The following is an 11,943-nucleotide window of genomic DNA, read 5'->3' as shown; positions in this document are numbered from 1 at the left end:
CCGCCGGTCAGCTCCGCGACGGGGCCGGCTGCCCCGACGGCAGCGGCACCGGCACCGAGGCGACCGCCTCCCGCAGCACCTCTGCGGCGCTGACGCCCCGCACCTGCGCCTCGGGGGTGAGCAGCAGCCGGTGGGCGAAGACCGGTTCGACGAGCGCCTTCAGGTCCTCCGGCATGATCCAGCCCCGGCCGTCGATCAGGGCGTACGCGCAGGCGGCCCGGGTCAACGCGATCACCCCCCGGGGGCTGACCCCGACCCGCACGTGCGGGTGGGTTCGGGTCGCGGCGGCCAGCCGGACCGCGTACGCGTAGAGGGGTTCGGCGATGTGCACCCGGCGGGCCATCCGGACCATCTCCCCGACGGTGGCCGTGTCGGTCACCGCCGTCAGCGCCTCGGGGGAGCGGACGGTGGCCCCCCGCAGCACCTCCACCTCGACGGCCTCGTCCGGGTAGCCCACCGACAGCTTCACCAGGAACCGGTCCAGTTGCGCCTCGGGCAGCCGGTACGTGCCGTCCATCTCCACCGGGTTCTGGGTGGCCACCACCAGGAACGGTTGCGGCACCGGGTGCCGCACCCCGTCGACGGTCACGGTGCGTTCCTCCATCACCTCCAGCAGCGCCGACTGGGTCTTCGGCGACGCCCGGTTGATCTCGTCGGCGATGACGATGTTGGCGAAGACCGGGCCGGGGTGGAACTCGAAACCCCGGGTGGCCTGGTTGAAGATGGTCACCCCGACCACGTCGGAGGGGAGCAGGTCCGGGGTGAACTGGATGCGCCGCCACTCGCCGCGCACGGTCGCGGCGACCGCCCGGGCCAGGGTCGTCTTGCCCACCCCGGGTACGTCCTCCAGCAGCACGTGACCCTGGGCGAACAGGGCGGTCAACGCCAGCCGGACCACCTGTGGTTTGCCCAGCACCACCGAGTTGACGTTCTCGGCCAGCCGGGCGGCCAGGGCGGCGAAGCCCTGCACCTCCGGCTGACCGAGCGGCTCGTGCGTGTTCACGTCTGGGGTCAGGGCTCCTCGGTCGTCAGCAGGTGGGCAGCACGTTGATCTTGTCGCCGCCCTCCAGGTTGAGCCAGGCCCACGGGATGTAGTTCTTCCCCCGGTACTCGACCTGCACCCACCAGGTGCTGCGTTTGTCGTTGTTGTAGACGTAGGCGTACACCTCTTCGCCCTGCTTCCGGCAGTACGCCTTCAGCCGGGTGCCAGGCTTGGCCCAGCCGGCCTGCCGGTCGTCGTCCTGCCGGGGCACCTCGAAGACCTCGTTGCCGTTGCGCCCGTCACGATCCTTGTCGCAGTAGTCGCGTTGCTCCGGCTCGGAGCCGTTCTTGCAGGTGGCGATGCCGTACAGGGCCGGAGTGCTCTGCTTGCGGGTGGCCGTACCCTTGCCCGCGGCGTTCGACGCCGTGACGGTGAACGTGTACGCCGTGCCCGGCTTCAGCTCCGGCACTGTCAGCTTCGTGCAGGACCCCGACGTCGTCGCCGTGCCCGGGGCGCTGACCGAACAGGTGGCCTGCCCGCCGCCGGCGTCCACGGTGAAGCTGACCGTGGCCGAGGTGGCGGTGGCCGACGTACCCGTCACCGTGACCCGGGGCTCGGCCACCGTCCGGGCCGTGGTGGTCGCCGTCGGTCCCTCGCCGGCCTCGTTGACCGCCGCCACGGTCACCGTCACGTTCTGGCCGTCACCGAGGGAGTCCACGGTGACCTGCGGGTCGGTGACCACGCTCTGCCGACCCGCCACGTCCACCCGGTACCCGGTCACCGGCCGGCCGTTGGCCGGCGCCGGCGACCAGCGGGCCGTGACGGTGCCCGGCCGGTCCGGCACCGTCGACGCGGTCAGCTCACCCGGCTGCCCCGGCGCGGTGAACGGCACCACCGTGTTGCTCACCGGCGACGCCTTCGAACCGGCACCCCGCTCGGTCACCGCCACCACCGTGAACGCGTACTGGGTGCCGTACTCCAGCTCCCCGGCCGGCACCACCAGCTCCGTCTTCTTCGCCGTACCCACCGGGGCGTTCGCCCCGGCCGAGGTCGCGGTCACCGTGTACGACCCGATCACGTTGCCCTGCCCGTCCGCCGCCGGCCAGGTCACCAGCACCGTACCGTCGGGCCGCTCCCGGGCGCTGACACCCGCCGGCGGATCGGGCACCTCGGCGGTCGGGGTGACCGGGTTGCTCTCCCGGTCCGGACCGTCGCCCTTGGCGTTGACCGCGTGCACGGAGAACCGGTACGTCTCACCGTTGGTCAACCCGGTGATCTCCACCGCCCGCTGGTTGGCACCCACCTCCAGCCGCTGGCCGCCACCCCGCACCACGTACCGGACGATCTCGGCGCCGTTGGCCGCGGCCGGCCGCCAGCTCACCCGGGCCTGGGCGTTCCCGGCGGCGGCGGTCACGTCCCGGGGCGCACCCGGCTTGCCCACCTTCGGCTTCGGCGGCGGCGGAGGGGGCGGCGGCGGCTCCTCCGGCGGATCCCCACCGAGCACGTCGTTGGCGTACTTGTCGACCTCACGCACCTCGTGCCGGTCGTTGACCACCCGGGCCCGCGCCGACTCCGGTGCGTTGATGAACAGGTGGTTCTCCCGGACCTCCAGCTCCAGCGGCCCGGACATGCCCCGGGTGCGCACCGTCTGCACCAGCTGCCCGTCGGCGTCGAAGGAGTAGACCGTCCCGGTGGCCTCGTCGGCGGCGTAGAACCGGCCGGACCAGGCGACCACCGGACTGAGCCGGTCACCCCGACCCGGCACCGTGAACTGCCGCACCCGCGCCCCGTCGACCACGTGCACCCGCCGCTCGCCCACGACGGTGACCGGCACCACCGGCCCGCTGGTCCGCGCCGGCAGGGTGCCCGCCCCGGTCAACTCCAACCTGACCCGTTCGGTCCTGCCACCCCGCACCGTCACCAGCTCACCCCGGGTCCGGTCCAGCACCGCGACCCCCTCGTCCAGGGTGGACAGCACCAGCTCGTGGCTGCCCTCGGCGACGTCGTAGCTGGCCACCTGCTTCGGGCTCAACCCCGAACCGGCCTCACCCGGCGTCGCGGGTAACTCCGCGGCGGTGATCGCCGACACCGTGCCCTCGCTCGGCACCGCGATCCAGAGCCGGCCCTCACCGTCGAAGGAGCCACCGGTGATCCCCGGCGGGAACCGCACCGGCTCCCCGACCGGGGTCAACGATCGGGGGTCGAGCTGCCGCACCACCCCCTGCACGGCGTCGACCACGAACGCGGCCTCCTCGTGCAGGGCGACACTGACCCCCAGCCCCGGCGTCGTCGGCGTGGTCGCGGTGATCTGCAACGTCGCCAGGTCCAGCGAACTGACCTGGCCGGTGTGCAGGTCCCGCAGGATCAGCTGCCGGTCGGTCTGGGTGACCTGCACCGGATGCCGCCGGGCGTCGGGCACCTCCATCCGGGTGTCCACCCGGGCGGTGACCCCGTTGACCCGGGCCAGTTCGCTGCGCGACGAACTCCACAACCAGGAGGAAGCGTCGAAGCTGGCCACCGCGTTGTCGGCGGCACCCAGACCCAACACGGTCAGCCCCATCGCGGCGAGCAAAGCGCCCACCGTACCGATGGTCACCAGGCCACCGCGCAGTCGCCGGCCAGGCCGTGAGCCGCCGGCCCCGGCCTTCTCGCTCTCGTCGATCGTGGCCACAGCCGACTGCCTTCCCGTGTCGTGCGTCGTGGCGGATGACGCCTCCGGTGGCGGTCCGACCCGCCCGGAGCCGGGTGCCATCATATGGCCCACTCCACAGTGGGGAAACCCGCACCGTCCGCCGCCGGACACCCTGCGTGTACACCCCGGACGCGGCGATCGGTCAACCCGGCGGGCTGGTCCTGCGCCGTTCGGTGCACACCTGACCCGAGGTGGCGAACGCCTCGGTGGAGTACACCGCGAGCACCGTGAAGCAGTAGTCCATCCTGGAGTTCAGCCCGTTCACCGTGTACGTCGTCTCACCCGGGTCCACGGTGGCCATCACCCCGAGCGGCTTGCCGGACCGGCCACCGGCCACCATGAACGGCACCGTACCGTCGGTCGGATCCGACCAGGTGATCGTGATCGTGGTCGAATCGTCACGTAACCGGAGATCCTCCGGTGGCGGCCCGCTGGTCACCGGCGCGCCCACCGACGCCCCCGCGCCCGGCTGCGGACCCGCCGCCGGCCCGCCACCGACGACCAGCACCCCCACCCCGACCACCGCCGCCACCGCGAGCACCGTCCCGGCCACGGCCAGCACCACCATCGCCCGGCTGCGACCCCCCGGCACCTGCGCCGCCACCGGCTCCGCCGAATAACCCGGGTACGACTCCACCGGCGCCACACCCGGGTACGGCACCGGGGCCTGCCGGCTCGGCGGGGCCACCATCGGTGTCTCGGCCGCCCGGTCTGATGCCGGGCCGATCTTCGTCTGGTGCGACTCCGGTGCCGCACCGGCTCCCGCCCGGGGTTCGGGATCGTGCCCTGCCGCTGGCCCGTGTGGTGCCGCTGGCCCGTGCGGTACCGGGCCCGGCGGTGCTGCCTGCGTCGTCGCAGCGGGCGGATCGATCGGCGGCCGGGGCGCGGAGCGGTGCCACGGCGGCCCGGTCGCCTCCCGGGGTGGTACCCGCTCCCCGGAAACTGGTATCCCACTGACCGGAGCGACGGTCTGCTCCGCAGCCGGGAACGCGGCATCGGGCCGGCCCTGCTCCTCGGCCAGCAACGGCCCGATCTGTGTCACCTGGACCGTCGGATCGTCCCAGTCCGGCTGCCGGACCACCGGCGGTTGGCCCGGTCCCGGTGCGGGGCCGGGACGCGGTGGCGGTGCGACGACGGCGTCCGGGCCGACGGGTGGAGCGGCCACGGCGTCTGCCTTGACGGGCGGCGCGGCGACGGCGTCCGTGCTGACCCACGGTGTGCCGGTGGGCGGTGCGAGGACCGGCGGTGCGTTGACGGGCGGTGCGTTGACGGGCGGTGCGTTGACGGGCGGTGCGGGAACAGGGGGTGCGGGGACGGGTGGTGCGGAGACGGTCCGGCCCGGCCCGGCCGGCATCGTCGGCGGGCGGGAGATCGGTAGCGCCGCGCCGTGTACCGGTGTCGCGCCGGTCGGGGGCGACGGCACCGGATAGGGCCGAGGCGGTACCGCAGGCGGTAGCGGTCCGGCGGGCGGCGGCGATTCGGTGGGCGGCTGAGGTCCGGAGGACTCCTGAGGTCCGGTGGCCGGATGGGGTGGCGTGCCGGGGCTGAGCCGGTCGTCGGCCCACGCCCCGGTGCCGGGTTGCGGTGCCCAGGACGACGAGACCTGCGGCGACCCGGAACCGGCCGTGACGCCGGAGTCGACAGTGGACCCGGGCGCGGTCCGAGGCGGCTCGGGCAGCGCCGGCGGTGGGGGACCGGGGTCGCTCACCGGGACGGTCGGTGCGGCGTCGCCGAGGTAGTCGCGGGCGGCCCGGACCAGTGGATGGTCCGTCCCGAAGGCGGCAGGCCCGTGGGTGGCCACCCGGGTGTAGTTGCGGCGGGCCTCGTGCCGGTTGCCCAGCTCCCCGGCGACCGAGGCAAGATCGAAGGCGATGGCCACCATCAGCGGGTCCGCCAGGTCCCGGATCCGCTCGCCGTCGGCGAACGCCTCCTCCAGGACCCGCCGGGCCGCCGCCGGATCGTCCGCCTCCCGGTGCAGTTGGGCCAGCAGCCGGGCGGTGCTCAGCACCTCGGCGTGGTCCCCTCCGTACCGGGGCCGAACCGACTCGATGACGTCGGTCAACAGGGCGCGCGCCTGGGCAAGGTCACCGGAGGTACGCAGGGCGAGCGCTCGACGTTGGGCGGCGGTCAGGGGAGAGGGGTGGGACACCCGACCCATGCTGCCGGTGAAACGCCTCCGCCCGCTACCCGTCCTCCGCAGCCGCGAGCCACCGGTGATCCTGCCGGAACCGGGGTCGACCGGCCCGATCAGGGCGGATGGGCCGGGTACGGGGTCGGCAGGTGACGCTCTGCTGGTCTGGTGTGACGTGGGCTCGACGGCGGCCACTGGGTGGACGTCGGGTGAGTCCTTCCTTCGAGAGGGGTCTCTCGGGTATGCGGTCCGACCTCTGGCGCCGGGTAACCGCCCTGGTGGCACTGGCCCTGTCGGCGTTCGTCTTCAACACCACGGAGAACCTGCCCATCGGGTGCGAACTCCGCGGCGTTCAACGTCGGGGTGGCGCTGGGCGCGCTGCTCGGCGGGCTGCTGCTGGCACCCTTCGACGCCCGGGCCGGCTTCCTCCTCGGCGCGGCCCTGACCGCCCTGGCGCTGCTCCTGCTCCTGGCGGAACCACTGCTCCCGACGACCGGCCGGTGTCGAGCCGCGCCACCAGCCGGAGTCACGCCGGTACCGGCACGGACGGCCAGGGAGATCCCGTGACGCCCGGCCGGGGCAGTGGACCGCCGTTTCCGCAGCGGGTACGGGCTATGACCCGCAGGGCTGGTCCGGACGGGAGCCGAGGGAGGCGAGGATGAGTTCCCGCGCGGCGTGGAGCGTGGGTGGGTAGGTGGTCGAGTCTCGGCCGATGCGTTCCGCGCCCGCGCGCATGATGCCGGAGAGCAGTTCCACCGTCAGGTGCACGTCGCCGACGTCGTGGAACTCGCCGCGTGCGATGCCGTCGCGTACCACGGTTTCGACTTCGACGACTATCGCGTGGAACGGGCTGTCCGGTCCCTTCGGTGCGTCGTCGGACGGACCGACGCCGGGGCGGAACATCAGCTGTAGGACCTGGTCCTGGAAGGCGGTCAGGACCGTTTCGATGATCTCCCGCAGCCGCTGGGCGGCCGGGTCGGTGGTCCGTGCGGCGATGGTGGCCACCCGCTCGACGGTGGGTTGGCCCACCCGCTGGGTCAGGGCCAGGGTCAGCGCTGTCTGGTCGGGGGCGTAGTTGTAGAGCGTGTTGCGGGCGAGTCCGGCCCGGGTCGCGAGGTGGCCCATGGTGATCGAGTCGTAGTCGCGTTCGAGCAGGAGTTGCCGCATCGCCTCGGCGAGGTCGGCCCAGACCAGCTCGTGGTGTTGGCCGATGCTGGCTCCCCGGATGCGCGGCATCCGGTCATCCTCCCCTACGGCAGCGGGTCATCCGGTGGCTGCCTTCGGGTAGTGGCGGCGCACGGTGGTGGCGATGACGCGGTCGAGCATCCGGTCGGAGAGCAGCCGGGTCAGGCCGATGACCAGGGCGGCATCGCGGCCGATGGTGTACCGGGTACGCGGTCTGTGGGCCGTCACGGCCTTCGCGATAACCCGGGCGGCGGCGTCGGCGGTCACGCCCGAGGAGGTACCCGTGTCCATCATCGTGTTGATCGCCTGGACCAGGCTGCCGTACCGGGCGTGGTGTTCCGGCGTCATCTCGGCGGCCAGCTGGTTGGCCGTGGCGATCCCCCGGGCGGCCATCTTCGTGCGGACGCCGCCGGGCTCGATCACGACCACCGGTACGCCCAGCGGCGCGACCTCCCGCCGTAGCGCGTCGCTCACCGCCTCCAGGGCGAACTTCGCACCGGCGTACGCCCCGTACGTCGGCATGGCGGCCTTGCCACCGATCGAGCTGATGTTGATCACGCGGCCCCTGCCGTGCAGCAGCTGGGGTAGGAGTGCCTGGGTGACGGCGACGTGGCCGAACAGGTTGACCTCGAACACCCACCGCCACTGCGCCATCGGCAGTGCCTCGACCGGCGCGTTCACCTGGATCCCCGCGTTGTTGACCAGGGCATGCAACGTACGCGGGTCATTGCCGATCCGGGCGGCGAGCGCCGCCACCTGCTCGGAGTTGGTGATGTCGAGGATGACCGGCTCGACGCCGGCCGCGCGGATGGCGTCGGCGTCGCGATCGCGTCGCACACCGGCCAGTACGTGAAAACCTCGGCGGGCCAGGTCACGGGCGGTGGCGGCACCCAGGCCGGTGGAAGCACCGGTGACCACGATCAGCTTCTGCATGCCCGCACCCTGCCTTATGCGACAACCTGTCGTCAAGGTTGCGACACTGTGTCGCGAACCTGCCTCGCGGTGGCTGTGATCTGACGAGGCGGGGGAACCCACCCGTGCTACCGGCGATGGCCGTCCACGTCGCCAACGACGTCCTGTTCGTCGGCGGTGAACGGGCGGGGGTAGACCCGCTCGCAGCGTCCGGGCGGGTAGGCCTTCGGCCACGAACGCACCCCGATTGGGCGCCGGAACCGGTGCCGGTGCGCCGTGGGCGCACGACGGATCCGACACCGTCCGGAAGGCCTGAAGGCGATGTGCGCGGCCACACCGGGACGTGTACAGTAATGCCCCGTGCGGCTTTCCGGGGCCGGCGACAGGCGGTGAAATCACCTGTCGCCGACAGGGTAGGCTGCGCGAGTAGGTCCGGGTGGCGGAATGGCAGACGCGCTAGCTTGAGGTGCTAGTGCCCGTATAGGGCGTGGGGGTTCAAGTCCCCCCTCGGACACAAACTAGTACATGATCCACTTGGGGTTGCCTGAGCGGACACGATCCGGGTGGTTGGCCGGTAGGTCAGGGTTAGCCCTAGTTCGCGGTAGATCCGTGCCTTGTCTTTGGGGTCTGCGTCGCGGAGCACGTTGGTGATGTTTCCCAGGCTCTTGACGATGTGGCGGATCTCGTCGGGGTTCATGGTGCGGCGTCCGGTGAGGCGGCGTAGGTCGGCTTCGGCGGTTACCTGTTCGGCTTGGACGTCGGCGATCCATCGGGTGACGACTGCGGGGTCTGCGCCGGTGTCGAGGGCGGCGCGGTAGCGGTCGAGTCGGGTGGTGCAGGTGGCGAGGGTTTCCCGGGCTGCGGCGATGGCCTGGTGGTCGGTGTCGTCGTGTTGGGCGTCGGTCATGGCCTGGACGGTGTCGGTGAGTCGGTCGGGTGAGAGGACCTTGGCGAGCCACGGGTCGAGTTGTTCGAGGATGTGGTCTTCGCGGACGTAGACGCTGCGGGGGTGGGCGACGCGGTTGGCGTCGGCGTACTCGGCGGCGTAGGTGCAGCGGTAGTTGTTGCGGTCGTTGTTGAAGCTGCCGATCATGCGGCGTTTGCAGATGCCGCAGTGCAGGAGGCCGGACAGGACGTAGTTGCGGCTGCTGGCCCGGGGTTTCCTGATTCCGTCGGGGCGTCTGCCGGCGGCGGCGATCAGGGTCTGGGCGCGGTTGAAAGTGTCGTCGTTGACGAGGGGTTCGTGGGCCAGGGCTGCGGAGTGGATCCATTCGTCGCTGGGGTTCCAGCGTTGTTTGGTTTCGTGTCCGAGGGCGACGTCGTCGACGTCGATGAGGATCTCGGTCTTGCGTTGCTTGTTCCAGACCTGCCTGCCGGTGTAGCGGGGGTTGGTGAGGATGACCCGGACGGCGCTTTTGCTCCACGCGGTGGTGGTGCGGTGTGGGTTGCGGCGCGGGTCGTAGGCCGAGGGGGAGAGGATGCCGTCGCGGGTGAGTCCTTCGGCGATGGCGAAGAAGCCGTGTCCGGCGAGGTACTCGGTGTAGATGCGTCGGACGACGTCTGCGGTGAGTGGGTCGGGTTCGAGGCGGTGCAGCCGTCGGCCGTCGGCTGCTTTTGCGGGGTTGGGGTGTGGGCCGGCGTCGGCGAGGCGGTAGCCGTAGGGCTTCCGCCCAGGAACCGGCCTTCGGTTGCGGCTTGGGCGGCCATGGCGCTACGGACGCGGACCTTGATGCGGTTGCGTTCGCCTTTGCTCATGCCGCCGTAGAGGGCCATGACGAGGTCGTGGGCGTCGCTGCCCGGGTCGACGGCTCCACCGACCTCCGGCACCCACAGCCCGACGGCATAGTGCTCGAACAGGGGAAACGTCAACCCGAACTGGTTGCCGTAGAAGGCGCGCTGTGGCTCGCCGATCACCACCGCCTCGAAGCCTCGCCGGGGATCTCGCAGCGCCGCGAGGAGCCGGGTTGCCTGAGGGCGCCGTTTCCAGGGTAGTGAGCGGGACAGGCCGACGTCGAAGAACTCCTCGACCACGTGTCCGCCGGCCGGTTCGATCAGGGCTCGTGACCGGGACAGTTGCCAGGCCCGTGACGCTTCCGGGTCCTGCTGGTCCTCTGTCGAGACCCGCCCGTAGAAGGCGAAACGCATCCGGGCCGGCGGTTCGCCGGAGCGATGGGTGTTCCAGTTCATGGTGGTCGTTCCTCACTGTCGGGGTGCGGCAGCCGCCGATATGCGGAGAGGACTATCCGCAGAAGGACACGGGCGGCAGCCGGATTCATTGTGGGTGGATCAGATGGGGTGATCACGGTGGGTGGTGCATATTTTCCGATTCTCTTCTGTCGGTTGCCGACGTGATTGTATTCGTTGTCCGGGTCATCGGGGAAATCTGTTTGGTACTGATTCATGGGCGCTCCGGGATGCGGGATAATCCGCAATCGTGAAGTCGAGTGGGAGGGTCATGAGTGCCTCCTTTCGTGGAGTGGCCGCAGCCAGTTCGAGAAACCATGGGATGCTTACCGTTCGGTCACTACTGCGGACGAGTATGGAATCGTCATTGACGTCGGCGCCATCGGCGATGCCTTGGCCGCCGCAGGATGGTCATCTACGCGTCGCCGTCGCGGCGAGCGTGGAGGGAGTTGCGGATGTCCGTGCAGACGTCGTTTGACGGCTTCGTCGAGGATCTGGCGGCTCAGCTCGCCGGGTACGGCTTCGAGCAGGGTGAGGGAGGGCTCGTCTTCCGCCGGTTCTCCCCTGATGGTGACGCGTTGATCGTCGAGGTGCAGATCTCGGAGCACTCGAGCAGGCACGAGAAGGTCTTCTACCTCAACGTCGCCCTCGTCCTGGCACCCAAGTGGGGGTGGGACCGGCAGCGGAACGGACGCTCCGAATCGGCGCTGCCCTGGCACGAAAACGGCATTTGGCGGCGTCGGCTCGGCTTCACCCGCCTATCGCCGGCTGGCGGCCAGTGGCGGATCGCCGACGACGACACTGCGTACGAGGCGTCCACACTGGTGCGGCAGCGTCTGGACGAGACGATGCCCCGGATTCTTCCCCTGCTGAACCGTGCGGTCGTTCTCGACCAGACCGTAGAGGTCCTCGGGCCCGGCGACTGGCTGCTGCGGGCGTGGTTGCTGGCGGAATGGGGTCCGATCGAGGAACTGCGGCACCTGCTGTTCGTCGAAAGACCACAGAGCACTTACCACTCCATTCCCACCAAAGCGGTGTGGGGATACGCCAACAGCCGCGCTCAGCCAGCCGAATGGCAATGAGGCCTGCAGAGAAACCGAAGGCGCCGGAAGAGCGGATGATCAGGTCATCAAGGCGCCGCAGGTAGAAGAGCCTGCGGCGTTGGGGATGAGTACGCCGGCCTGGAGGCCCGGCTGGTCGGGCTCTGACCCACTTGTTGCGAAAAGTAGTATTCTCGGGCTTGTCGTTGCTTGCCAAGAATGTGCTCTGACGTGCAGAAAGGGTGTCGGGCGCTAGTCTTGGCTTGTCACTTATTGTCAATGATCGGCTGGGTTTTCGGGGGGTAAACGGGGGCGCTGTAGGTAGCGCAGGCATCCGCCGTGGCATCTGGGGTAGCCCATCGGCGATACAAAGAGCAACGGGTGCAGTCCCTGGCCCTCACGACGTAGGCCCTGATCTCCTCGCCGCGCAGGTCGTCGGGCACACCCACCACCGCTGCGAGGCGCACCCGAGGATGCTCCATCAGCACATGCTCCACCTCGGCGGCGGCGATGTTCTTACCACTACGGCGGATCATGTTCTTGATCCGGCCGAGGTGGTACCTCCGGGCGCCGGACGTGGCGCGCCGGGTGCTGCTGGAGATGTGTAGTGGCGTGGCGCGGTGGTATCGCCCGGACGGGCCGCTGTCGGTGGAGCAGATGGCCGCCCGCTACACCGAGTTGGCGCTCAACGTGCTCGGTGTGTCCGGGTCAGTGCCCGACCTCGGCACCGCCATCGCCCGCGACGCGCACCGCCTGGTCGCCGAGTTGTGGCCGGAGCGCACCGGGTAGCGGACGGTCACTTCGGGGAGACGGCGGA

The 11,943-nt window shown here is 70.7% G+C and carries 9 protein-coding genes, 1 tRNA gene and 2 pseudogenes; 4 read left to right on the top strand and 8 right to left on the bottom strand.

The features are described 5' to 3' along the window. Positions 1 to 7: 7 nt before the first annotated feature. From GA0070617_RS19125 to GA0070617_RS32060, 3 genes are all read right to left on the bottom strand, one after another. Positions 8 to 1,003: an AAA family ATPase gene (locus GA0070617_RS19125; protein WP_091440194.1), complete on the bottom strand. Its 996-nt coding sequence runs from the start codon at positions 1,001 to 1,003 to the stop codon at positions 8 to 10. Positions 1,004 to 1,028: 25 nt separating this feature from the next. Further along, positions 1,029 to 3,653, bottom strand: coding sequence for a fibronectin type III domain-containing protein (locus GA0070617_RS19120; protein ID WP_229688189.1), 2,625 nt, complete (start codon positions 3,651 to 3,653; stop codon positions 1,029 to 1,031). 163 nt (positions 3,654 to 3,816) lie between these two features. Beyond that, complete coding sequence (locus GA0070617_RS32060) at positions 3,817 to 5,823, bottom strand: tetratricopeptide repeat protein (RefSeq protein ID WP_268239639.1); 2,007 nt, start codon at positions 5,821 to 5,823, stop codon at positions 3,817 to 3,819. A gap of 309 nt (positions 5,824 to 6,132) precedes the next feature. Here GA0070617_RS32060 and GA0070617_RS19110 point away from each other — a divergent pair. Further along, a pseudogene (locus tag GA0070617_RS19110) lies at positions 6,133 to 6,372 on the top strand (hypothetical protein); the annotation flags it as partial. Between the two features lie 45 nt (positions 6,373 to 6,417). Here GA0070617_RS19110 and GA0070617_RS19105 read toward each other — a convergent pair. Together GA0070617_RS19105 and GA0070617_RS19100 are read right to left on the bottom strand one after the other, a co-directional pair. Further along, positions 6,418 to 7,041 (bottom strand): TetR/AcrR family transcriptional regulator, encoded by a 624-nt coding sequence (locus GA0070617_RS19105; RefSeq protein ID WP_091440189.1) that lies wholly within the window; start codon positions 7,039 to 7,041, stop codon positions 6,418 to 6,420. A gap of 27 nt (positions 7,042 to 7,068) precedes the next feature. Next, the gene (locus GA0070617_RS19100; protein ID WP_091440186.1) at positions 7,069 to 7,923 is read right to left on the bottom strand and encodes an SDR family oxidoreductase; all 855 of its coding nucleotides are present in this window, start codon (positions 7,921 to 7,923) and stop codon (positions 7,069 to 7,071) included. A 409-nt stretch (positions 7,924 to 8,332) separates the two neighbouring features. On the opposite strand from GA0070617_RS19100, the gene GA0070617_RS19095 reads away from it, so the two are divergent. Further along, positions 8,333 to 8,416 (top strand) — tRNA-Leu (locus tag GA0070617_RS19095). Here GA0070617_RS19095 and GA0070617_RS31620 read toward each other — a convergent pair. Continuing rightward, entirely contained in the window at positions 8,372 to 9,409 is a 1,038-nt protein-coding gene (locus tag GA0070617_RS31620) for a recombinase family protein (protein ID WP_229688234.1), read from the bottom strand. The genes GA0070617_RS19095 and GA0070617_RS31620 overlap by 45 nt on opposite strands. A gap of 239 nt (positions 9,410 to 9,648) precedes the next feature. Then, positions 9,649 to 10,047: pseudogene (locus GA0070617_RS31615) on the bottom strand (recombinase family protein); the annotation flags it as partial. 494 nt (positions 10,048 to 10,541) lie between these two features. On the opposite strand from GA0070617_RS31615, the gene GA0070617_RS19085 reads away from it, so the two are divergent. Beyond that, the gene (locus GA0070617_RS19085) at positions 10,542 to 11,168 is read left to right on the top strand and encodes a DUF4304 domain-containing protein (protein WP_229688188.1); all 627 of its coding nucleotides are present in this window, start codon (positions 10,542 to 10,544) and stop codon (positions 11,166 to 11,168) included. 224 nt (positions 11,169 to 11,392) lie between these two features. Here the strand turns inward: GA0070617_RS19085 and GA0070617_RS19080 are convergent, their stop codons facing one another. Next, on the bottom strand, positions 11,393 to 11,662 hold the full coding sequence (locus tag GA0070617_RS19080) for an AMP-binding enzyme (protein ID WP_091440179.1): 270 nt from the start codon (positions 11,660 to 11,662) through the stop codon (positions 11,393 to 11,395). On the opposite strand from GA0070617_RS19080, the gene GA0070617_RS30690 reads away from it, so the two are divergent. Continuing rightward, positions 11,661 to 11,915: a TetR-type transcription factor C-terminal domain-containing protein gene (locus tag GA0070617_RS30690; protein ID WP_091440174.1), complete on the top strand. Its 255-nt coding sequence runs from the start codon at positions 11,661 to 11,663 to the stop codon at positions 11,913 to 11,915. The genes GA0070617_RS19080 and GA0070617_RS30690 overlap by 2 nt on opposite strands. Positions 11,916 to 11,943 lie beyond the last annotated feature (28 nt).

The sequence above is a fragment of the Micromonospora yangpuensis genome (assembly GCF_900091615.1).
GTDB lineage: Bacteria > Actinomycetota > Actinomycetes > Mycobacteriales > Micromonosporaceae > Micromonospora > Micromonospora yangpuensis.
Note: the sequence above shows the minus strand (reverse complement) of the source record. Positions and strands in the feature narration are given on the sequence as shown.

Bases quoted from the DNA above. Each gene is read 5' to 3' on its own strand.
- GA0070617_RS19080 (WP_091440179.1), bottom strand. From the start codon at position 11,662: ATGATCCGCCGTAGTGGTAAGAACATCGCCGCCGCCGAGGTGGAGCAT.
- GA0070617_RS19105 (WP_091440189.1), bottom strand. From the start codon at position 7,041: ATGCCGCGCATCCGGGGAGCCAGCATCGGCCAACACCACGAGCTGGTC.
- GA0070617_RS19085 (WP_229688188.1), top strand. From the start codon at position 10,542: ATGTCCGTGCAGACGTCGTTTGACGGCTTCGTCGAGGATCTGGCGGCT.
- GA0070617_RS19100 (WP_091440186.1), bottom strand. From the start codon at position 7,923: ATGCAGAAGCTGATCGTGGTCACCGGTGCTTCCACCGGCCTGGGTGCC.
- GA0070617_RS30690 (WP_091440174.1), top strand. From the start codon at position 11,661: ATGTTCTTGATCCGGCCGAGGTGGTACCTCCGGGCGCCGGACGTGGCG.